The sequence below is a fragment of the Phytohabitans aurantiacus genome, from assembly GCF_027923225.1.
Taxonomy (GTDB): domain Bacteria; phylum Actinomycetota; class Actinomycetes; order Mycobacteriales; family Micromonosporaceae; genus Phytohabitans; species Phytohabitans aurantiacus.
On record NZ_BSDI01000007.1, the window covers coordinates 160,440 to 181,393 of the forward strand.

The following is a 20,954-nucleotide window of genomic DNA, read 5'->3' on the forward strand; positions in this document are numbered from 1 at the left end:
CCCAGCACGCGTCCACTATAGACGGGCTTCATTCACGGCCGTGAGATCCGGGTGAGCGTCTCCTCGTACGCGGTCGCGGGCACCCTGCCGTGCGCGAACGGTCGCTCGATCTGCTGGATCGTGAAGAGCAGCAACGTGATCATGCTGGCCACCGTCGCGGTCAGCGCGAGCTGCGGAAGTGCCCGGTCGAACGGGAAGAAGAAGATCGGCAGTGCGGCCAGTACCGCGCCGACCAGCAGCGCGAACCAGGTGGCCTCCCCGATCCGCGCGTCGGCCTGCGCCAGCCGCTCCTGCCGAGCCTGCAGCAGCGACTCCACCGCCGCCGGGGCGTCCTCCGCCTGCTCGACGTTGCGGGCCGCCACCTCGTGCATCCGCTGCACCAGCCGCCAGCCCTGGGCGTTCTCGTCCACACCCATGGCGGCTTGCCGGGGCCATTCCTGCTCGACGACCTCGCGCAGGTAGTCCCGGGTGAGCCCCAGCATCTCGGCACGTTCGGGCGCCGGCATGCCGTTCGCGGACCAGGCCACCAACTGCACGGCCTGAGCCTCGGAATAGGTGGCGTCCCGCGCCTCCGCGGCCTTGCTCCACACATCGATGAACACGAAAGCGGCCACGATCGCGAACAGCATGCCCGCGAGGGAAAAGACCGCGCTGAGCACGCTGATGTCGACGAGTGGGCGGGAGTCGCGGCGCCAGCGCCGGAGGACCACTACCACGGCGAGGGTGGTGATCGATACGCCGACCAGCCAGAGCGTTCCAACCAGGTATGTATTCATCACACTTCCACTTAGGATGAACCAACGCTCTTCGGGCTTTCCAGTGCTCTTCGGGTTTTCCAGGATAGATGAGGTCTTCAGTGCGAAAGCGATATGTCGCCTTTCGAATGATCGCGTCCCTGGCCGCGTCACTGCCGGCCGCGGGCGCGCTCGCGCTCGCCGCGCCGGCTGCGGCGGTACGCCCACACGCCGCCCTGGCAACGGATACGAGCCGCTGCACCGGCGGGCTCTACCAGGTCCACACGGTGCGCAAACACCACTCGTCGCGGCTCGTCGCCGTCGATCCGGACACCGGCCGGACCCGCTCCGCCACCCACCTCGATCACACCGTCAACGCCGTCGGTTACGACGTGGCGCGGCACGTGTTCATCGGCGTGGCGACGCGGCGGAATGGTCACCCGATCGGGGACGGCGGGCACATCGTGGCCATCACCCCCGCAGGTGAAACTCGGGACCTCGGCCGGGTCCCTTCCGCCCCGGTATCGAGGGCGTACGTGGCCGCGATCGCCAAGGGCCGCCTCCTTCTCCTGCTCGAGGGCGACCTGGTGGCCGTGGACGTACGCCCCGGCAGCGCCTCATTCCTGCGGGTGGTCAGCCGCAGGTCACTGCCGCACCTGCCCAGCTTCGGCGACTGGGACGTCCGGCCGGGCGACGGCGCTCTCTACGCCGTATCGACGCGGGGACGCGGACCGAGCAGACTGGTGCGGGTCGACCTTGCGACCGGCGCGGTGACCGAGCGACCGGTAGACGGCCTACCGGGGCACGGCTTCTTCGGCGCGGTCGCCTTCGACGACGCCGGCCAGCACCTCTACGCGACGGACAACCACAACGGCGGCGCGCTGTACCGGATCACCATGGACGGCACCGCGACCCGCCTCACCCGCGGCCGCGGCCTGCTCGGCTCCGACGCGGCATGGTGCCGCACCGCGCCGCGCCCACCCGCGACCACCACGCCACCGGCAAAGCCCACACCGGCTCCCCCACGCCGGCAGGCAGTCGTCCCCCCACCTGTGCCGCGGCCTGCGATCCGGCGACCGTCGCCGCCAGCCGCCACACCTCCCCCGGCCTCGCCTTCGCTGGCCTCGCCTTCGCCGGCCGGGATCGTGAAGGCGGCACGGAAGCGTCCCGCGGTCGTCGAGCCGCCAAGAGACCATCGAACGACCACCGTCCGCTTCGGGATCGTGCTGCTGGTACTCGGTCTCGGCGGCGCCGCGTTCGCCAAGCCCGTAACCAGAATCGGCAAACGCTGAGCCAATCTCCCCTATCGTCGGATCATGACGTGGCAGCGGTCGTCGATCGGTCCAAGTCGGACAGTCGGCTGGCTCGCCGTCGTCGTGTGCGGTGTACTGACCGCGGTCGTGCCGACGGCAGGGTGGACGATCGCGCACCTGCCGTCCATCGTGGCCGCACCAGCGGCCACCCTCTGCATGGCGCTGGCCCTATGGCGTTTCGACCTGGCGCCCCGAGCAGCCTGGAACGCCCACGGCGTCGCCCTACGCACGGGCTGGCATGTCGTCGCAACGCGCTGGAACGGCGTGGAGTCGGTCCGGCTCACCCGCTCGGCGTTCGCTGGAGACCGGCTCGCCTTCCGGATGGGCGGTCGCCGCTTCGACGTCGGCCTGGACCGGGTGTGGTGGCTGGCGCGGCCGTCGTCGCGGTACGCCACCCGCAGCCAGCGCCTGTACGAGCGCATACAACTCGCCCGTGAGCAGGCCACCGATGCCGTTAGCGATGGCGAGCCCCCGTCGTTGTCCCGGTTCGCGCCGCTGGCGGGGGTCCTCGCGTGCTGGTCCGGTGGGCTGGGCGTCGCGCTGCTCCTGGGTTGACCCGATCCGTCGTCGACCGGCGGCCGTCCTGGCTGCCGTGCCAGCTTGCCAGGGTGCTTTCATGATCGGATGGGAAGCCACTCTGGAGCGGCGAACGGCGAGCAGCGAGTTCCCGTGGCCGAGGTCCTGCGCGGTCTTGAGATCCACCCGCTGGACCCGGGCGAGACCGCCATCGAGGCGTTCGTGCTGATCAAGCTCCTCGACGCCCAGGGCGAAACCAGCTGGTCGTATCGCACCACCAATCGCCTCAACCGGGAAGAGCTGCTCGGCGCACTGATCGTCCAGGCCGACGTCCTGCGCAAGGAACTGCGCGACGAGTGGGACGACACCGACGACTGACCGCGCCCGGGATCAGGGGTATTTGGTCCTCTTTCGACGGTGGGGAATCATCGAGGCGTGTCCACCACCGATCGAGATCCGACCACGCGCGGCACCCCGGCGTTCGGCCCGGACGCGGCGGCCATCCTCTCGGCCGAGCACTGGAGCCTGCTCACCGCCCGGAGCCTGCTGCTCAGCGAGGGGCAGCAGCGGACCACGGTGTTCCTGACCACGCTCTCGGCGGCCACCGTGGGCATCGCACTGCTCGCCGACGCGAGCGGCTTCGGCCGCGGTGCGCTGGGCTTCGCGCTGGTGATCCTGCCGGTCGTACTGTTCATCGGCGTCGCCACCTACATCCGGCTCATCCAGATCAACCGGGACGAAAAGCAGACCGTGCTGGCGATGAACCGGCTGCGTAACGCGTACCTGGCCATGAGGCCGGAGCTGAGCCCGTACTTCACCACCAGCCCGTACGACGACGAGCGCGGCTTCGCCACGTCGTACTCGCTCGTCGAGCCGACCACCGTGCGCAGCTCACCGTACTTCCTGATCACCACGCCGACCGTGGTCGGCACCGTCGACGCGGCGGTCGCCGGCACGCTGGTGGCGCTCGCCGTCCTGGCGGTCGCGACCCCGCCGACGGTGGTGCTGATTCTCATCGGCGTGGCCGCGTTCGCCGCCGTGTGGACCGGGTTGTTCGCCCTACAGCGACGCACCCTCGAACCGTTGCGCGCGATCCCCCGTTTCCCCAGCCCACCTCCAGCCGAACCTGAATAGCCAAAGGAGCATCAAGAGCCGTGGATCTGTCGGTACTGGAATCCTTTTCGGAAGCCGTCGATTTCGAAGAGGACGTGCGTTGGTTGCCGCTGCCGGCACCCGCGAGCGACCTGACGGCCGCGGCCGTGCCCGCCGGATGGGTCGACCTCATGTCCCAGCCATGGTCAGCCGCCGAACTCACCGCGCGACTCTGGCAGCCCGCCCAAGCGGTACTGCCGCGCACCGTCGACCGGTTCACCCGTGTGCACGAGGTCGCCGTCCTCAGTACCCGCCAACGCGGCGCGTCCCTGGTCTACCTGTTCCGGTCCGCCGACGGCACGTCGACCCCGTGGAGGGGCTTCGCGCCGGCCACCGCGATGCCACCCGTCGCCGCCCGCTTCCCGATCGAACTGTCCACGTTGTACTCGATCCATGACGGGCTCGTCCACTTCTACTCCCACGACGGTGGCCCGTTGCCGTGCGCACAGTGGCGGGCGCTGACCGAGACCGACGCGTCAGACCCCACCCTGGTGGTGATCGCCCAGGACGGGCCGCGCGCGTTCGGCTTCGACGTGTCGCAGAGCCCGGCCCAGGCGTACGACGTGGACCCCGAGGAAGACGATGTCACCCTCGTCGTCGACCCGTGGGCCTTTCTCGACGACATGACGGCGCTGGAGTGGCTCGACGACTGAGTCTGCTACAACCACTGCATGGACGCGCGTCAGACGGTCATTGCGATCTTGTCGGTTCCGGCCGTCTTCCTCGTCTGCTTCGCGATGCTCGGCCTGGCGGTCGTCTTCCTGCGGATGGAGCTCGACACCTTCGTCCTGGCCCGGATGCGGTTGATAGCGCGGTGGGGGCTGTTCCGGACGGTCATCCGCATGTTCGGGCATGACATGCGGACGGGGCAGACCGAACACGCGTACTTCATCGGCGGCATGCTGAGCCGGGCCGGTCTGGGATCGGTCGCGGTCACGATGGCCTTCGTCGTCGCGCTCGCACCGACCGGACTGCCGGCCTGGGCGGTCTGGGCCTGCGCCGTCGCCGGCTTCTCCGCGTTCCACGTCGTTCTGGCGCGCGACGCGCGCACCTTCGCGCGCGCGTCGCGCGAGTTCTTCACGGAAGCAACCACCAAACGCTTCTCCCAGTACCGGGTGCCCCGCGCGTCGATCGTCGGAAGCGTGCTGGCCGTGATGCTCTACCGGCGGTGGAGCTCGATCGTGTTCCACGCGCTCGGACTGTCGATGCTGTTCGCCGTCACGCGTCTCGTGGTCTCGAACGGCTCCGTGGGTCTGGCCACGGCGCTGCTCGTCGGTGGTCCCGCCCTGACGTTTCCACTCGTGCTCCTGATGGGCAGGCTCATCGACGAGATCTGGACCGGAGCCGCGGCGCAGGACGCCATCCAGCATCGCCTGACACCGCGGGAACGGCCGGGCACGTGGGTACGGCCGACGCGCCACGTGTTCGACCGGTTCGCTGACGAGCGGCGGCAGTTGGCACACATCACGGACCTGCTCGTACGCGCCGCCGACCGGCTCAACTCCGCGGCGGCCCCACATCCGAACGCGGTGCTGCTGCGCGGCTGCGCGGCCCGGCTGCGGGCACACCTTTCCAGCCTGACCTCGCTGACCGCGAGGGCGCCGCAGTCGCTCGATACGATCCTGGCCGAGGCGTCGATCCTGTTCATCGGGCCCGGGCGGCCCGATTTCTACGCCAGTCTCAACAGCCTGACAAACGCTTTCGACGCCGAGGGTGCGCCGGCACCGCAGTTCACCGAACCCGCCCGCAAGGGCCTGTGGTCCCTGGTCCGGCGAGCGTCCGACGCGGCGGAGACCGGGCACAAGCTGGTGATGAGCTCCCTCGGCGTCGTCTCGATCGTCGTGTTGACGCTTCTCATCCTCACCGGTCAGCTCAGTGGCACCGCCCTGCTGAAGCCCTGAATCCCGACGGATGCGGCGGACGCGCCCTGCACGCATGGGGATCGGGCCTTCACAGGATCCCGTCGTCGACCTGTTCCAGGATGATCGACCACCAGGCGGCCGCGACCGCGGGTTCGTCGATGTCGTTCAGCGCCTTCTTGAGCTGCTTGACGCGAGCCTCGCGGTTGTCCGGCCGGGCGGCCGCCGGCTTGATCTCGCCGCCGCCGGAACGCGGCCAGCTTCTCGGCCATCTGCTCCGCCGTGTACGTTGCCGGCGGTGGTGCGTCGGTGACCGCGAAGAACTGTTCGAACAGGTCGAGGAAGCGGCGTAGCGCGTCGACGGACGAGTTCAGCGGCATCCGGGTGCCGCCGCTCGGCGAATACGACCACACCGTGCCGTCGCTGTCGACCGCGACCAATTCGGTAGTGGGCTCCCCCACGTAGCCGATGACCGAAAGCCGAGCGCCCTGCACGGTGACCTCAGCCGCCAACCCCGTGGTGTCCAGCACGACACCGAGGGTTGCCTCGTTCGACGCGTTCATTCCGCCGAGCCTACGATCACCGCGCCAGAGCCCGGCATATCGTTCTGGCGTGCGTATTCGATTCGACATCCCGGCCGATCCCACCTACCCGGGCCGGGTGGCCGACGTACTCGGCCGGGCTCGGCTGCGTCGGTACAGCTACATCGGCGCGGTACTGATAGCGGTCGGGCTGATCGGTCTGGTCGCCTTGGGACAGGCCGGCTGGGGTCATTGGACCTCGCCGTTGTGCCTGGGTCTGGTCATGGGAGGCTGGCTCTCCCTGATGTACTCGCCGTGGGTGCGATTCAGGGCCCGCCGCCGCTCCAGCCAATACGCGGTGGCCGGTGGCTACGAAATCACCGACGACAACATCATGATGCGCAGCGGCACCGAATCAGCCGGGATCGCCTGGGACGGAGTCGAGCGGGTGGCGGAAACCCCCGAGTTCTGGATCGTGTACGTCGGACGGATGCCGGCAACCGTGATCCCACGCGGCTTCATGACCGCCGAAGACGCCGAGACGCTACGCGCTTTCATCGTCGAGCGTGGACTGCTCCTACCCTAGGGCGTCCTCGGCCGCCTTGCTGATCACGGCAAGGCGACAATCGTTATGCTCGCCGGCATGACCGCATCCCCGCCGTTGCACAGCCAAGTCGACGCCCTGTTGGCAGCGATGGACCAGCGCGACCCCGACGGATTCAGCGACGCTGTGCCAGGCATCGGGCAGGCGGTACCCAACTCCACACCCGACGAGGTCCAAGCCGCCCTGGTCCGCCTGGAACCGGCGCTCAACCTGCCGTTCGGTATCGCCGGCGACCTGGCGAGGTTGGTCGGCGGCATGGTCGAGTACGGCACCGACCCAGCCGCTGTCGTGCCGACTCTCGTCGAGCGGGCAGCGGAGGCGATGGAGTCCGCCGCACGCTTCGCCGAGCGGTACGGGGCAGCGTTCGGTGATCCGCCGAGCCCGGACGCGCACGATCAGATCGGCGCGACGCTGGAGCGGTTCACCGGTCACGGCCTCGACGAGCGCGAGGCCGAACTGCTGGTGCAGGCGTGGTTCTGCGCCGATCACTGGGTTCAGCCGGTGCTCTACCTGTGCCAGCGTGCCGACGTACGCGCAATGCTTCCGCAACGCGCCCGGCTCACGGCCGCGATCGAACCCGTCCGCGAGGTCTACGGCACGCCACACTGGCTGGCTGGACTGCTGCGCGTCCTCGACGACGAGCCACTGGTGGTCCTGGACCGTGGCTTCGCCGGCACTGGCCGCGGTTACCGCGTGACCATCGGCGGCATCGGTGACAACTTCCAGCTGCACACGTTGCTCGCCGCGGCCCTGATCGGCGACCCGGCCCGCGGCCTGCTCCCGGGCCGTCCACCGACGGCGGTCGAGGTGGCCGCCGCCGGCACCGGCGATGATTTGCAGCCCACTGGCGGCTTGAGCGGCAACTGGAACCTGGTCGACGCCTACGGCGCGTGGATCTGGAATGAAGGATGCCCCGCCGACATCCCACACCTCGACGGTGTACGGGTGGTCGTGCTCGACCCCGAGCCTTACCAGCGCACCTGGAACACCGGCCGCCAGTACCCACTGATGACGCCGCTGTGCCGCGTCGACGACCCGCTACCGCCCGCCGAGGCGGCCGATTGGTTGCGCCGGATCAAGCCGCCAACCCGCTGAGCGACCAACCAGCGGCTCTCATAGCGGGCCCAGGACCTCCTCGGGTGGCACATCCAGCGAAAGCGTCTCAAGCACGCGAAGCAGCTGACGCTCCTCGTACCGGAAATGGCTCTCCATAATGGCTGCGACGCCCTCGAGGTGACGATCCAACTCGGCGGCCGGTGCGGCCCGATCGACCGCTGCCCTCAGGCCGGCGAGCAGGTGCGCGATCATCGAGTGGTCCTGGGTGAGGTTGCGGAGCACGGGCTCCAGCTCCGGGTGGGCCGCCCTGATCGCCGGGAACAGGGCGTGGTCCTCGCCTCGATGGTGCCCGTCGAGGGCGGCGCAGAACCCGTGGCAGTACAGGAGCAGCTCGCGCGTTGCCGCCTGGCCGGACCGGCCTTCGGCAACCGCGCCGCGGGTGAGGACAAGCGCCTCGCGCAGGCGCGCGTGCACCTGGCGAAGCTCACGGCTCCAGGCGATGAGCCTTGTCGTCTCGTGCTCGGTCATGCGAAGACAAAGGATACGACGTCATCGAGCGTGCGCGGCGAGAAGGGCTAGGCTGTGGCATGATCATCAGCAGGGCGCCCGAACCGATCAAGGGAGTCATCTTCGACTTCCACGCCACTCTGGTTGAGGGCGGCGACGCCGGTCGCTGGATCGACGCGGCCATTCGCCGTCTGGTCGCGGACGGAAGCGCGGAGCCGGATCTGAGCGCCGACCAGATCACCGGCCTACGTGAGTATCTTGACCACATCTGGCAGCACGCACACACGATCGACCCGAGAAGTGAACGCGATCTGAGCCACGATCGTCATTGGGACGTTTTCAACAGGACGGTCGCGCTGTATCCCGGCATCAAACCCGATCTGATCGCCGCACTGTACGCGGTGATGCCGGATCAGTGGATGCCCTTCGTCGATGCCCTCCCCGTCCTTCGTGAACTCAAGTCGCGCGGCGTCAAAATCGTGGTGCTGTCCAATATCGGGTTGGACATTCGTCCGCTTCTCGAGCGCACCGGTATAAGCGAACTACTCGACGGCGTCGTGCTGTCCTTCGAGGTGGGTCTGGTGAAGCCCGATCCGGCGATCTTCGCCCGCGCGCTGGACCTACTCGACGTTCCGGGCAGCCAGACCCTGATGGTCGGCGACAGCCCACGAGACGACGTCGGCGGAGTTCCTCTCCAGATCCGAACGTTGATCCTGCCTCGAACAGATGGTCCGGTTCACGGCCTGGAAACGGTTCTCCAGATGGTCGGGAATCGGCCACTCTCCTAGTCCGGCCGTGCGTCAATTCGAGCGGTCCGTTCTCGGCACGATCGGATCGATGGGCTGCTCGGGACTGTTTTCGGCTTCCAACCAGTCGGCCAGGTTGAACGTGCTGCCGCACATGCCGCATCCCGCCCGACCGAAAAGGTAGGTGAGCCCGTCAGCGAGGGTCGCGTCGCCGCCCGCGATGGCCGTATCGTGCATCCAGCGACGTATTCCTGCCAGTTCGCGAGCCGGGGCGGGGTAAAGCGGGACATGGTGGGTGTCGCCGTCGTCATAGTCGCGGATCGCTGAGTAATGCCCATAGTCGCCGATGACGACCGTGAGCCGCGTAAGGCAATGGGGGCAGCTGACGTGGTAATGCTCATCGGTGAAGTCAAGGCTGATCGAGGCCCAGAAGGTGTAGCCGGCGAAGGCGAGGGTGTCCCGCAGCCGCTCGATGAGCGCCGGCCCGGCCCGTGCGGCGAGGCGGGCCTGGCCGAGGCGGTGCAGCACCGCTAGAGCCTGCGGATCGGTCCGGACCAGGTCGTCGTGTTCGTGGTATCGGTGCAGCGTGCGTGTGATCACCGCGGCGATATCCAGCGCCCGGTCGCGGTGCTCGCCGGCATCGGATCGCGCGAGCCGGCCGAGTTCGGGCAGAGCCGCGAACCCGGCCGAGCAGCAGCATTCGGCCTCGACGATCAGCCGGCCATCGAGCTCGTCCCATAGGGCGGCATCGGGCTCGCGCCCGAGCCGGTCGAGCAACTCCCCGACGATGGCACCCGAGTCACCTCGCGCGTCGCGCACCGAAGTCCAATCGATCACCGATCGACTGGCCTTCGGCGAGGAAACGCAGCCGTCATCGGGGCGTTGGGCGGTAGACGAGTTCCTGGGTGCGCCCGTCGAGTGTCCGGCTTTCGAGCAGTTCGAGGTCGAAGTCGCCGGCGCCCCGGAGGATCGGGCTGGTGCCGGTCTGTCCGGAGATGACCGGGAAGATCGTCACCTGCAGGCGGTCGACCAGTCCGGCGGCCATCAGGGCCCAGTTCAGCGACAGGCTGGCCTGCGAACGCAGCGGTACGTCGGATTCCTGCTTGAGTCGCGCGACGATGTCCACCGCGTCGCCGCTGACGATTTTCGCGTCGGGCCAGCCGAGCGTGTCCCGCAACGTCGACGAGATCACCGTTGCCGGCATCCGCATCGTGCGGACGTTCCACTCGTCGAGCGTGTGGGGATCGATGCCGGCGGACATGATCTGCGCGTTCTCCCGGAAGGTGGTGGCTCCGAAGACCATGCGCTGCTCGGTGTCGAAGATCGCCGCGCGGTGCGCGAGCAGTTCAGGACCTTGCTTGCTCCAGTATCCGCCCCAGTCGCCAGGCTCGGCGTACGAGCCGTAGCCGTCGAGGGTGGAGAAGACGTCCCAGGTGTACGTGGCGGTCATGTCGGTTCCCTTCATTCGTGGCGGCTGTTCTCACCGTGTCTACGAACAGCCGTCACCCGATCCGACACACCGCGCAAAACTTTTTGCGAAGGGATCGCCGTCAGTCGGTCGGGGTGCGCAGCATGGTGTCGAGCCGGCCGTCGCGGTCAGTGTCGATATAGGTGACGTCTGGCACCCCGTCACCGTCGAGGTCGACCTGCACCACATCGGCGATGCCGTCGCCATCGAGGTCGGTGACCACCTCCACCGAGCCGTCCCGGTGCCGGCTCACGATCGAGTGCGCCGCGGTGTCGACCCGGGGTGCCGGCTCGGGGATGGGCGCCGGCTCCTGCCCGTAAGACGGCTGCGGGCCGGGCTCGCTCGCGTACGCCCCAGCCGGGTCGGTGGCCAGGTCCGCGCCGGCGCCGGCCGGGTCGATCTCCTCTTCCGAGGGGTAGACATCACCGCGCAGGGCGGGATCACCGTAGCTGCTCATCGGCGTACCGTTCCCAGACGGAGCCGGCGGTAATCGTTACCGTGCGTAGTCGCGACGTAAGCCTTCATCGGCCGATGATCTCATGGACCGCTTCGGCGATCGCCGGTATCGCGGCACGGTCGGTGATTCCGGCGATGCAGGCTTCGATCGCCTGGCGAATGACGCTCTGCTCCCGATGACTGACCTCGATGACGGTATCGCCGCGAAAGTCGGGACGGACCACGACCAGCCGGTAGGCGCCGGTCGGGTCGGCATCCGGATACCAGCCAAGATCGACGAGGTAGCCGTCCGGGTCGACCTGCCAGGCGCCGTCGACGACCCTGCAACTGCGCATCTGCAACAGGTCCTGGGAATGGTGCGGGCCGGACTCGACGAACGTGTTGTACTCGACCAACCAGCCAGCGGGAACGCGCAACGGCACCAGGGCTCCCGGGACATCCACACCAGGCACGGTACTCGGCTGTCATGGCTACCCTGTGGTGGACGGATCAGGGGGTGGTGCGTTGCAGCCGGGGTCGGGTGGATGGTGGCGGTGGCCCGCGTCGACGACTGTGGGTTCGCTGGTGCTCGCCGGCATCGCGGCTTGGTCGATGCTCTGGTACGCCAAGCGGTACGGCACCAACGATGCGTTCGTCGAAGACTTCCGCGGGTGGATCGGCGTTGCCGTCCTCTCGCTCGGCATCTGGATGGTGCTTTTCCTCCGCGGTGTCGCCACGGTGTGCGCACACCGTCGGATATGGCCGCAGAGCCGGCTCTGGTGGATGTGGCATATCGGCGCCTACGCGCTCCTGGTCGCCGTGGTGCTGGCACTGCTCGCGCTGAACAACGCCACGCAGACGATCGTCGTACCGATCGAGGGTTTTGCCGTCGTCACCCGCGCGCTGATCCTGCTGGCCGGCGTGGCCGCGGGCCCGTGGGTGCTGATCGTGTGGCTGGCGCACCAACAGTTGCGGGCGCTGCGGGTGGAGGTGGGGCAGATTCGCTCGCCGAAGCCGGCCGAGCAATTCGAGATCGGAGCTGTGGACGGCCCAGGGATCAACGCGACGGTGAAGCGCAGTCTCGCGGTCTGGAAAGTCATCGAACGATCCGCCCTGTCGTTGGCGGTGCTGGTCTCCAGCGCCGTGTTCCTCAGCGGCGCGCTCCGCTTGGCCCTGATCAACTCCGGGGCGCTCGACGAGGCGGTCTTCCCCGTTTCGGCGGTTCTCGGATACGGCGCCTTCTTCGCCGTCGTGCTGGCCGCTGTGGTCGTGCCCCTCGTACTGGCCTGGCGGTCGACCACTATGCGTCTGGTCGAGCGCGCTGTCGGCGTGCCGAGGTGGGGAATTCCAGACCAGACCTGGCTCGACGCCCAGGACCGTCTTTATACGCGACTGCGTCTCGACGCCAACATCCTGCGCCGCCCGATCAGCGCCTTGAGCATCGCCTCCCGCTACTCACCGCCCTATTGGCCACCCTCGTGCCCACGACATAGCCGGCCGCGCCTCAGAGGCTTATCCAGCAGTACAGGTGGTCGCCAGCCGCCTGGGCACGGCGGGCCAGCCCGCTCAGCTCGGTCAGCACGCCGGTCAGGGGCTCGATCGCGTCGTCGCCGCCGTAGATCTCTTCGATGCCGGACCACCACGTCGCCAGCTCTGGCACCTGTGCCGCCTCGACACCCGCCAACGCGTCACGCGCCTGATCGTCCAGCACGACGACCCACGGACCCTCGTAGTCTTCCGCGGACTCGGCGCCTGCTGGCCAGACCAGCCCTCCGCCTATCACGTCAGCACCGTCATCGTCGACGCCGAGGATGCGCTCGACGAGCTGGCCAAGCGTCACAGCCGGCTCTATCCCCTTGGCATCGACCGAATCAGCGGCCGGCTCCTGTCCATGATGGATCGGTGAGCCGCCGTCGGTCACCTGCATCAGCTTGGCCACCGACGCCGCGTCGGCCGCGCGGAAGTAATCACACAGCACACCCACGCGCCACACCATACGCCCGCCCTGCGACAAACCCGCCGAAGCGCGCTCGTTTCAGGGATGTGGACACGTGACGTGGTCGACCTGGAAAAGAGGCGGGCTCGGGGTTTTCGCCGCGCGCGCGACGAATCCGAAGGTGACCGAGGCTCCGGCCGAGATGGACCCATTATGACTCGCGTTGACCGCGGTGGCGGCGGTCCCCGAGGTCGTGATGACGGCGTTCCAGTGCGCGACGACAACGGTGGGTTCTTGGAAGGTCCAGGTGACGAGCCACTTCTCGTAGGCGGGTGGCTTCAGATTCGTGACGGTCACCTCCGCCTGGTAGCCGCCGGCCCATATCGACTGGAGCTTCCACAGGCAGTGGCAATCGGGGCATTTGGCCAGTGCTGGGCTGGCGGGGATCGCGACGAGCCCGGCAGCCGCAAGCGTTGCGACGAGCATTCGAGCAAGCCAAAGTCGCATGAGGACTCCCAGTCGTCAGATAGGACGGGGGAACACGGGTAGCGTAGACTGCCCGAGCGTGTTGGGCATAGATCGGATTGACTGCGCCCCCGAAGACCACCTCCAGGATGCCGGGGCGGTCTTCGCGGTGTTCGACCAGCAAGACTCAGGCAACGTGTCGTATGGCGTCGAGGTCGACGGTGGACGGTATTTCGTCAAGACCGCCGGACGCCCCGATCTCGACCTGCCACACCTCACCCACGGTCAGCGCGTCGGACTGCTGCGCAACGCGATCCGGATCGCCCACAAGTACCCGCACCCGGCTCTGCCGCGACTGGAGCGTGTCATCGAGTCACCGCACGGACCGATGCTGGTCTACACCTGGGTCGACGGCGAGCTCCTCGGTGTCCCTCGCGACAGGCGCGATGATCCGGCTTCGGCGTACCACAGGTTCCGGCACCTGCCGATTGAGCGCGTCGTCGCCGCGCTCGACACCATCGTCGACGTTCACGACCTGCTCGGCCGGGGCGGCGAGATAGCCTGCGATTTCTACGACGGGTGCCTGCTCTACAATTTCACCACCCATCGTCTGTCTATTATGGACCTGGATAATTACCGTGCTGGCCCGTTCCGCAATGAGATGGGCCGGATGTTCGGGTCGACCCGCTTCATGGCACCGGAAGAGTTCGTCAAAGGCGCGATGATCGACCAGCGAACCTCTGTGTTCACACTGGGGCGTACGGTGCTGGTTCTGCTCGGTGACGGCACCATGAACCCGGAGGCGTTTCGCGGTGCCGACGGGCTCTGGAGCGTCGCGACGCGCGCATGCGAAACCGAGCCCGAACGGCGTCACGGCAACCTGGCGGAGTTCTGTGCGGAGTGGCGCACGGCCAGGTCGAGGCACCGCGGCGGCATATAACTTTTCGGCGGCCGGCGTGTCGGCCGGCGTGTCGCCTGGCGGGGCAACGATCACCGCACAAACGTACGAGAATCAATGCGTGCGGGAAACGTTGGAGCAGCTCAGGGAGATCGCCGGCCACTGCGCCGGCACCCCCGCATGGTCGCTGTCCAACCCCGACCTCGTCGACGCCCTCCACGCCGCGCACGACGCGCAGCAGATGCTCGCCGCCACCACACTCCACCTCATCCGCGAAATCGAAGGCCGCAACCTCCCCATCGCCCAGCAGGCCGCCAGCACCGCCGTCTGGCTCCGCGAACGCCTCCACGTCAGCATCCACACCGCCCGCCGCACCGTCGACCTGGCCAAGACACTCGACCAACGCCCGACACTGGATGCAGCGCTATCCACGGCGGCGGTCAACGTCGAGCAGGCCCACATCGTCGCCAAGACCGTCCACGACCTCGCCGACGAAGCCGCACCGGATGTGGTGGACCTGGCCGAGAAAGCCCTGATCGCGGAGTTCGCCGGCTGGGAACCATCCGCCTTCCGCAAGGCAGCGCATCGGATCCTGGCGCACGTGGCACCGGAAGTGGCCGACGAAGCCGACCGGCGCGCCGCCGAACGAGACGAGAAACGCGCCCAACGGACACGGGCGTTCACGCTGACCAACAACGGTGACGGCCGGTTCCGGGTCACCGGCTGGCTGGACGCTGAGGCCGCCGCGATCGTCAACGCCGCCCTGGATCCGTTGTGTAAGCCCGACCTCGAACGCACACCGGCCCAACGCCGCGCCGACGCGCTAGTTGAGGTGTGCCGGCTGGCGCTACGCACCAAGCAGCTGCCGGACAACGGTGGGGACCGGCCACAGGTCGTGATCACCGTGCCGTACGACGTCGTGCGTAAGGAGCTTGGGCACGGACAGCTGGACACCGGCGAACGACTCACCGCCGAACAGGTGCGACGCTTGGCCTGCGACGCCCACATCCTGCCGATCGTCCTGGGCGGGCAGGGACAGATCCTCGACGTCGGACAGCAACGGCGGCTGTTCACCGGACCACTACGACGGGCGTTGGTCGTACGGGATGGTGGATGTGCTTTCCCCGGATGCGACCGACCACCGCAGTGGTGCGACGGCCACCACATTCGACATTGGACAGACGGCGGCGATACCGCGCTGAACAATGGCGTCCTGTTGTGTGGATACCATCATCGGCTTATCCATCGCGGGGAGTGGGAGGTGCGGATGGCCGATGACGGCAGGCCCGAGTTCATTCCACCGGCCTATGTGGATAGCGAGCGCAAACCTCGCCGCAACATCTACCACCAGCGGACATAGGACTCATTACCCACCTGCCAGACCAGACCTCACTCAAATGCCGATGAGCGCTCGCGACTTAGCGGATCTGGATCGTGGTCGGGGGTACGGAGGTGTGCTGGAGGCCGTCTGGTCCCTCGACGTAACCGGAGGCGCTCCAGGTCGCGGCCGCCCGGCGGTAGGGGTTGCCGTCGACGGTGGACACGCCTGCTGCGAACCATTGTGGACTGCCGTCGCAGACGGTTGGCGTGAGGTAGCCGATGCCGCGGCGGGTCGCGCCGTTGACGCGTTGCTCGACGCTCAGGTCGATGACGCCGCGGTCCGGGACACCGTCGGGGAATGGGCCGCACCTGTACTGCCCGACGAGGACGACCGTGGTCGGAGCGTCGCTGAGCAGGGCCCAGCGGGCTCCGACCGTGAGGCCGGCGTCAGCGGTGGCGGTGGCAGCCGGTGTGAGGACGAGAACGAGGGAGAGGACCAGCATGAGGGTGGTCGCGATCCGGCGCATCACACCCCTCCTATCGTGGTCTGGCGATTGCGGCCCTTGGAAGCCATGGGGAGCGTATCCAGGGTCGCTGATCGATCGGCTCGGCCGATCGTGTAGTCGCCCTCCCGCTTCAGGTCGAAGCTGACATGGGTGCCGATCCACCGCCGGGCCGTCTGTCACCTCCCACTCGACCCGCTCGGCCGGGCGCCGTTACCCCATCTGGTCTCGCAGGGCGGCCAGCGGGCCGTCCCAGTCGCGGGCGAGCGCGGCGAGGAACTGCTGGGCCACCTTCATGGGCGCGGAGTCCAACCGGTAACGGACCCGGCGCCGCTCGCCCGGCTCGGCCACCACCAGCCCCGCCTCGGCCAGCAGGGCAAGATGTTTGGCGATGGCCTGCCGGGTGATCGGCAGCCGGGCGGCCAGGTCGGTGGCGGTGGCCGGCCCTTCGGCCGCGAGCGCGGCGAGGATGCCGCGCCGGCTCGGGTCGGCCAGGGCGGCGAAGACCTCCTGCGCCACAGCCTCGGGGTCAGGCTTGTCCATCGAGGTACGCCACCAGCTCGCCCAGTTCGTTGGTCCAGCCGTCGGTGTTTCCGGACAGCGCGGTCTTGTGCTCGGACTCCGGCAGCTGCGCGAACCCGGTCTCGACCATGGTCAGTGCGGTGCCGGCGCCGGCGGGCTCCAGCGTGAACTCGACGTACGTACGGCGCGGATCGCCTTCGGGAAGGCCATAGATCGGCCAGGTGTAGCCGAACACGCGCGGCGGCTCGACCCGCTCGATGGTGAGCGTGGCGGTGTCACCGCTGTCCCAGCTCAGCCTGACCTGACCACCCACACGCAGGTCGATCTCGGCACCGCTGTTGGCGAACCAGGTGCCCAGGCCCTCCGCGGTGGTCAGCGCCGCCCAAACCCGCTCCGGCGGGTGCGCCAGCTTGACCGTGCGCTCGATGCGGTCGGGGAATGCCATGTCGTCTCCTCAATAGCAACCGTTCAGTTGCTACTGAAGCTATAGCAATCACCTGGTTGCGTCAAGCCGCGCGGGGTGAGGCTGCGGGAGCAACGGTCTCGCGCACGACGGACGTCGCGGTAGCCCGGCATGTCTTGGAATAGATTTTCTAGGTCGGGGTGACCTTCCAGAGCCGGACGTGAGCGCTGTTCCACGTGGTGGCGATCGCGCCGGTCCGGGGGCTGGCCGCCATCGTCCCCTCGCGCGGGTCGACGGGCTCGCCGCCGAAGGTGGTGACCTGGCGGCCGGTGCTCAGGTCCCAGAGGCGAAAGGCGTCCTTGAAGTCGGTGCTGACCAGTAGCTTGTCGGACAGGAAGGCGAGCTGCCCGCCGTGTAGCGTCGGCTGCTCGGTGAGGGTGGTGATTTTGCCGCTCGCGACGTCGAGCAGGCTGATCGCGTTGGTGACGGTGGTCAGCGCCAGTGTCTTGCCGTTTGGGCTGAAGACGGCGCGTTCGAAGCCGTCGAGACGCTTGGTTTGCTTGCCGGTAGCCACATTCCACAGTTGGACGGTGCCGAGGTCGGGTGTGGACGCTCCGGTGAAGGTGGAGCTGCCGGTAGCCAGCACCCGGCCGTCCGGGGAAAACGACACCGACCACGCCGTCTCCCTGGCGGTGGTCAGGACGGCGTATTCGCCGCCGTTGGTCGGGCCCCACAGCCGTACCTTGCCATCGAGGTGGGCCGAGGCGAGTGTGCGGCCCGTCGGACTGAACTGGATGTCGACCGGGGTGTGCCCGATATCGTCCATTGTGGTCTGTACGTCGCCGGTGGCCACGTTCCAGATCCTGATCTCGCGCCCGGCGGCGCTGACGTAGGCACCCGCGACCGAACGGCCATCCGGAGCGAACGCGAGCGTGTCGGCGGCGCCCTTGACGAGGGTCTTCACCTTGGCTCCGGTGCGCACGTCCCACAGTTGGACGGTGCTGTCCAGGCCGGCGGACACCATCCGGGTCCCGTCCGGGCTGAACGCCAGGCTGTCGACCAGGTCGCTGTGCCCTTTCAGGGTCACGCCGGCGGCGACCGGCGAAACCGGCGGCGACGGGGAAGCAGGTGGCGTCGCGGACGCACTACCCGTCACGCGCGACCCCTGCCCCTGCTCCCGCTGTCCATTGTCGAGCCAGTCCTGGACGGGCACGGCGGCGGCCAGCAGGATGGCGACCGCCGCGGCGGCCCACCACCGCCGCGCCCCGCGCCGGCCCGCGACCGGCGGCGAAATGGGCTCGGTGTCCAACGTGGACGTGGCCTCGGCGGGGACCGTCGGGGCAGCCGCGGTCGGTGCCGCCGCAGCGAACAGGCTGCCCTCGGCGACCGCCAGTTCGGGCCGCTCCAGGGCTACCGGTGCGACACCCAGCCGCTGGTGCAACAGCGTCGCGGCGAGCGGCATCCGGGAGCCGCCACCCACCAGGACCAACCCGACCAGCCGCTCGGCGGTGACCCCGGCCGCCGAGATGGCCGCCTCGGTCGCCTCGACGGTGCGGGAAAGCATCGGCAACGCCAGCCGTTCCAACTCCTCGCGGGTCAGCGGCGCCGTCTCGCTGAAGACGGGCAGCGCCACGGTGGTCGCGGCCGCCCGCGAGAGCAGCTCCTTCGCCTCGCGCACGTCGTCGCGCAGCTGGCGCAGGCCGCGCCGATCAGCGTCGGTCTCGGCCGCGAGCATCGCACGCCAACGCGCGGGATCCCGGCGGGCGTAGGCGCCGCCGAGGTGTTCGATGACGGCCGCGTCGATGTCGAGCCCGCCGGCGTCGGCCAGGCCCCGAACGGCGGCCACCTCGAAGCCCGACGCGGTGCGGCGGATCACCGAGGCGTCGAACGTGCCGACGCCCAGATCGTAGACCGCCAGGTGGCCGCCGACCGGCAAGCGGTCACCGACCGCCCGCAGGAAGTGGTGAGCCGCCGCGACCGGCTCGTCGACGAGGCGTACCGCGGTCAGGCCGGCCGCCTCGGCTGCGGCGGACAGCACCGCTCGGCGTGGCCCGCCCCAGCCCGCGGGGCAGGTCAGAACCGTTTCGGTGGGCGCCTCGCCGGCCACCCGGGCGGCCTCGGCGCCGACCCGGCCGAGCACAGCCGCGATCAGCGCGGTCACCGGCGTCTCGTCCGCGCCGAGGAGCACCGCGCCGTCGTCGACGCACCGCTTCGGGTTCGGCTCCAACCGGTCCGGTGCGCCCCGGCCGGCGAACAGCGCGTCGCGCCCGGACAGCAGCGGACCGGCCGGATCGCGCCACACCGCCGACGGCAGCAGCTCGGAGCCGTCGAACAGTAGCGGCTTGATCGCCCCGTCCGGCCAGCGGAGCACGGCCACCGTCGTCGAGGTGCCGAAGTCGACACCGAGGCGATAACCTGCCATGCCCGTCGATGCTACCGATCCCCGGCACACCGCCGGCCGGGTCCGCTCGTGGGGCGACTTGCTTTTTTGCGCAACCGCCCATTGCGCCTTTGCGAAGTGGCCCGGGCCGCCCGTGCGCTTGTATTCCCAGCCAGACGGCCCTGCCGGAGGTGCGGTGGGGAACGGGGCGTCATGTAGGGGGAACGATGGGCACTGCCGCGGACATCCGTTTTCAGGTGCTGGGGCCGTGGGAGGTGACCGGCGCGCGCGGTCCGGTGCCGATTCCGGCCGGCCGGATGCGGGTGCTGCTGGCCTCGTTGATGATGTCGATCGGGCGTGCGGTGCCGATCAAGACGCTCGCGGAGCGGGTCTGGCCGGAGCAGCGGCCGTCCCGTGTGCCAGCCACCCTGCACACGTATGTGGCGCGGCTGCGCCGCCTGTTGGGGCAGGACGCCATCCAGACCACGCCGGGCCACTACCAGCTCGCGGTGGCACCACACCGGATCGATCTGTGGCTGTTTCGCGACCTGCTGCGCCGGGCGAGCGCCGCCGGCGAGGCGCACCTGGAACTGGATCTGCTGCGGCAGGCGCAGGCACTGTGGCGGGGCCAGCCGTTCACCGGCGTGGACTCGACCTGGCTGGACCATGAGGTGTCGCCGCTGATGATGGACGAGTGGTTCGACGCCACCGAGCGGCGGATCGACCTGGAGATGCGTTCGAACAACCCAGGCGATCGGATCGGCGAGCTGCGCGAGCTGGTGACCGCGTATCCGGCACGTGAGTCGCTCTGGGTACGGCTGGTCGCCGCCCTGCACCGTTCGGGACGGCGGGCCGAGGCACTCGACGCGTACCAGCAGGCCCGCGACGTGCTCACCGCTGAGCTGGGCCGGGAGCCGGGCGACGCGCTGCGGCGGACGCACCGTCGGGTCCTACTGGATGGCGGCACGGCGCAGCCCGCACGGGGCACGCCGGTCTGTCACCTGCCGCGTGAACTGACGACCTTCCGCGATCGGGCGGAGCTGGCGCAGTTGCGCCGGCTGACGGCCACGATCGAGCGGAACGAACGGCTCACCCATATCGTGGCGATCGAGGGTCCTCAGGGTATCGGCAAGACCACGCTGGCGGTCCATTGGGCGCGTCAGGTCGCGGCCGCGTATCCGGATCTGCGCATGCATCTCGACCTTCGAGGGTACGGTCCGGGCGAGCCGATGACGGCGTCAGCGGCCCTGGAGGCGCTGCTGCGCGGCGCGGGCGTGCCCACCGACCTGATTCCGCCGGGGGCCGACGAACGGGCCGCGATGTTGCGTGGCACGCTCGCTGGTCGCCGGGTGTTGCTGTTGTTGGACAACGCGCGCGACGCGAACCAGGTTCGCCCGCTGTTGCCCGGTGCGGACAGCCTGGTCGTGGTGACCAGCCGCACCCGGTTGCGTGGCCTGTCGATCCGGGACGGGGCGCGCCAAGTCACGCTCGGCCCGCTGCCGCCGCACGAGGCGCTCGCACCCGTGGGCGGTCGATAACGGCCTCCTTCCTCGAGCGGTGCCAGCCTGGTTGCGCTTCTGTGCTTAAATCCGTGCCGAGAGTGGACCTCACGGGGG

At 68.9% G+C, this 20,954-nt stretch carries 26 protein-coding genes; 12 read left to right on the forward strand and 14 right to left on the reverse strand.

The window, feature by feature from the left end; all coding sequences use genetic code 11:
• Positions 1-32: 32 nt before the first annotated feature.
• Positions 33-776: a bestrophin-like domain gene (locus tag QMG73_RS08435; protein ID WP_281893571.1), complete on the reverse strand. Its 744-nt coding sequence runs from the start codon at positions 774-776 to the stop codon at positions 33-35.
• A gap of 107 nt (positions 777-883) precedes the next feature.
• On the opposite strand from QMG73_RS08435, the gene QMG73_RS08440 reads away from it, so the two are divergent.
• The 6 genes from QMG73_RS08440 (at position 884) to QMG73_RS08465 (ending at position 5,616) form a co-directional block, all read left to right on the forward strand.
• Positions 884-2,026: a DUF6923 family protein gene (locus tag QMG73_RS08440; protein ID WP_281893572.1), complete on the forward strand. Its 1,143-nt coding sequence runs from the start codon at positions 884-886 to the stop codon at positions 2,024-2,026.
• A gap of 24 nt (positions 2,027-2,050) precedes the next feature.
• Positions 2,051-2,602: a hypothetical protein gene (locus QMG73_RS08445; protein WP_281893573.1), complete on the forward strand. Its 552-nt coding sequence runs from the start codon at positions 2,051-2,053 to the stop codon at positions 2,600-2,602.
• A gap of 69 nt (positions 2,603-2,671) precedes the next feature.
• On the forward strand, positions 2,672-2,941 hold the full coding sequence (locus QMG73_RS08450) for a hypothetical protein (RefSeq protein ID WP_281893574.1): 270 nt from the start codon (positions 2,672-2,674) through the stop codon (positions 2,939-2,941).
• A 57-nt stretch (positions 2,942-2,998) separates the two neighbouring features.
• Entirely contained in the window at positions 2,999-3,697 is a 699-nt protein-coding gene (locus QMG73_RS08455; RefSeq protein WP_281893575.1) for a hypothetical protein, read from the forward strand.
• A gap of 20 nt (positions 3,698-3,717) precedes the next feature.
• Positions 3,718-4,368 carry a hypothetical protein gene (locus tag QMG73_RS08460; protein ID WP_281893576.1) on the forward strand — a complete coding sequence of 217 codons (651 nt, stop codon included), beginning with the start codon at positions 3,718-3,720 and terminating at the stop codon, positions 4,366-4,368.
• 18 nt (positions 4,369-4,386) lie between these two features.
• The gene (locus QMG73_RS08465) at positions 4,387-5,616 is read left to right on the forward strand and encodes a hypothetical protein (protein WP_281893577.1); all 1,230 of its coding nucleotides are present in this window, start codon (positions 4,387-4,389) and stop codon (positions 5,614-5,616) included.
• Here QMG73_RS08465 and QMG73_RS08470 read toward each other — a convergent pair.
• Positions 5,583-6,137 (reverse strand): SUKH-4 family immunity protein, encoded by a 555-nt coding sequence (locus tag QMG73_RS08470; protein ID WP_281893578.1) that lies wholly within the window; start codon positions 6,135-6,137, stop codon positions 5,583-5,585. The genes QMG73_RS08465 and QMG73_RS08470 overlap by 34 nt on opposite strands.
• A 49-nt stretch (positions 6,138-6,186) precedes the next feature.
• Here QMG73_RS08470 and QMG73_RS08475 point away from each other — a divergent pair, with 49 nt between their 5' ends.
• Positions 6,187-6,681, forward strand: a complete 495-nt coding sequence (locus QMG73_RS08475; protein ID WP_281893579.1) for a YcxB family protein — start codon at positions 6,187-6,189, stop codon at positions 6,679-6,681.
• A 57-nt stretch (positions 6,682-6,738) separates the two neighbouring features.
• Positions 6,739-7,794 carry a hypothetical protein gene (locus QMG73_RS08480; protein WP_281893580.1) on the forward strand — a complete coding sequence of 352 codons (1,056 nt, stop codon included), beginning with the start codon at positions 6,739-6,741 and terminating at the stop codon, positions 7,792-7,794.
• Positions 7,795-7,812: 18 nt separating this feature from the next.
• Here the strand turns inward: QMG73_RS08480 and QMG73_RS08485 are convergent, their stop codons facing one another.
• A complete protein-coding gene (locus tag QMG73_RS08485; RefSeq protein ID WP_281893581.1) occupies positions 7,813-8,283 on the reverse strand; it encodes a hemerythrin domain-containing protein in 471 nt (156 codons plus the stop codon).
• A gap of 59 nt (positions 8,284-8,342) precedes the next feature.
• On the opposite strand from QMG73_RS08485, the gene QMG73_RS08490 reads away from it, so the two are divergent.
• Positions 8,343-9,050: an HAD family hydrolase gene (locus tag QMG73_RS08490; RefSeq protein WP_281893582.1), complete on the forward strand. Its 708-nt coding sequence runs from the start codon at positions 8,343-8,345 to the stop codon at positions 9,048-9,050.
• Between the two features lie 12 nt (positions 9,051-9,062).
• On the opposite strand, the gene QMG73_RS08495 is transcribed toward QMG73_RS08490, so the two are convergent.
• From QMG73_RS08495 to QMG73_RS08525, 7 genes are all read right to left on the reverse strand, one after another.
• Positions 9,063-9,785: a hypothetical protein gene (locus QMG73_RS08495; RefSeq protein ID WP_281893583.1), complete on the reverse strand. Its 723-nt coding sequence runs from the start codon at positions 9,783-9,785 to the stop codon at positions 9,063-9,065.
• A gap of 94 nt (positions 9,786-9,879) precedes the next feature.
• Positions 9,880-10,458, reverse strand: coding sequence for a dihydrofolate reductase family protein (locus QMG73_RS08500; RefSeq protein WP_281893584.1), 579 nt, complete (start codon positions 10,456-10,458; stop codon positions 9,880-9,882).
• 100 nt (positions 10,459-10,558) lie between these two features.
• Complete coding sequence (locus QMG73_RS08505) at positions 10,559-10,933, reverse strand: hypothetical protein (protein ID WP_281893585.1); 375 nt, start codon at positions 10,931-10,933, stop codon at positions 10,559-10,561.
• Between the two features lie 64 nt (positions 10,934-10,997).
• Positions 10,998-11,375, reverse strand: coding sequence for a hypothetical protein (locus tag QMG73_RS08510; protein WP_281893586.1), 378 nt, complete (start codon positions 11,373-11,375; stop codon positions 10,998-11,000).
• A gap of 336 nt (positions 11,376-11,711) precedes the next feature.
• Positions 11,712-12,011 (reverse strand): hypothetical protein, encoded by a 300-nt coding sequence (locus QMG73_RS08515; protein ID WP_281893587.1) that lies wholly within the window; start codon positions 12,009-12,011, stop codon positions 11,712-11,714.
• Between the two features lie 404 nt (positions 12,012-12,415).
• Positions 12,416-12,895 (reverse strand): hypothetical protein, encoded by a 480-nt coding sequence (locus QMG73_RS08520; protein WP_281893589.1) that lies wholly within the window; start codon positions 12,893-12,895, stop codon positions 12,416-12,418.
• A gap of 51 nt (positions 12,896-12,946) precedes the next feature.
• A complete protein-coding gene (locus QMG73_RS08525) occupies positions 12,947-13,333 on the reverse strand; it encodes a cellulose binding domain-containing protein (RefSeq protein WP_281893590.1) in 387 nt (128 codons plus the stop codon).
• A gap of 79 nt (positions 13,334-13,412) precedes the next feature.
• Between QMG73_RS08525 and QMG73_RS08530 the strand changes: the two genes are divergently transcribed.
• Together QMG73_RS08530 and QMG73_RS08535 are read left to right on the forward strand one after the other, a co-directional pair.
• Positions 13,413-14,252 carry a serine/threonine protein kinase gene (locus QMG73_RS08530; protein WP_281893591.1) on the forward strand — a complete coding sequence of 280 codons (840 nt, stop codon included), beginning with the start codon at positions 13,413-13,415 and terminating at the stop codon, positions 14,250-14,252.
• 79 nt (positions 14,253-14,331) lie between these two features.
• Positions 14,332-15,570 (forward strand): HNH endonuclease signature motif containing protein, encoded by a 1,239-nt coding sequence (locus tag QMG73_RS08535; protein WP_281893592.1) that lies wholly within the window; start codon positions 14,332-14,334, stop codon positions 15,568-15,570.
• 58 nt (positions 15,571-15,628) lie between these two features.
• On the opposite strand, the gene QMG73_RS08540 is transcribed toward QMG73_RS08535, so the two are convergent.
• From QMG73_RS08540 to QMG73_RS08555, 4 genes are all read right to left on the reverse strand, one after another.
• Positions 15,629-16,057 (reverse strand): hypothetical protein, encoded by a 429-nt coding sequence (locus QMG73_RS08540; protein ID WP_281893594.1) that lies wholly within the window; start codon positions 16,055-16,057, stop codon positions 15,629-15,631.
• A 189-nt stretch (positions 16,058-16,246) separates the two neighbouring features.
• Positions 16,247-16,576, reverse strand: a complete 330-nt coding sequence (locus QMG73_RS08545) for an ArsR/SmtB family transcription factor (RefSeq protein WP_281893595.1) — start codon at positions 16,574-16,576, stop codon at positions 16,247-16,249.
• Complete coding sequence (locus QMG73_RS08550) at positions 16,563-17,000, reverse strand: SRPBCC domain-containing protein (RefSeq protein ID WP_281893596.1); 438 nt, start codon at positions 16,998-17,000, stop codon at positions 16,563-16,565. The genes QMG73_RS08545 and QMG73_RS08550 overlap by 14 nt, the downstream gene beginning before the upstream one ends.
• Positions 17,001-17,148: 148 nt before the next feature.
• Positions 17,149-19,380 (reverse strand): Hsp70 family protein, encoded by a 2,232-nt coding sequence (locus tag QMG73_RS08555; protein WP_281893598.1) that lies wholly within the window; start codon positions 19,378-19,380, stop codon positions 17,149-17,151.
• Positions 19,381-19,565: 185 nt separating this feature from the next.
• On the opposite strand from QMG73_RS08555, the gene QMG73_RS08560 reads away from it, so the two are divergent.
• Positions 19,566-20,876 carry an AfsR/SARP family transcriptional regulator gene (locus QMG73_RS08560; RefSeq protein ID WP_281893599.1) on the forward strand — a complete coding sequence of 437 codons (1,311 nt, stop codon included), beginning with the start codon at positions 19,566-19,568 and terminating at the stop codon, positions 20,874-20,876.
• Positions 20,877-20,954: the final 78 nt, after the last annotated feature.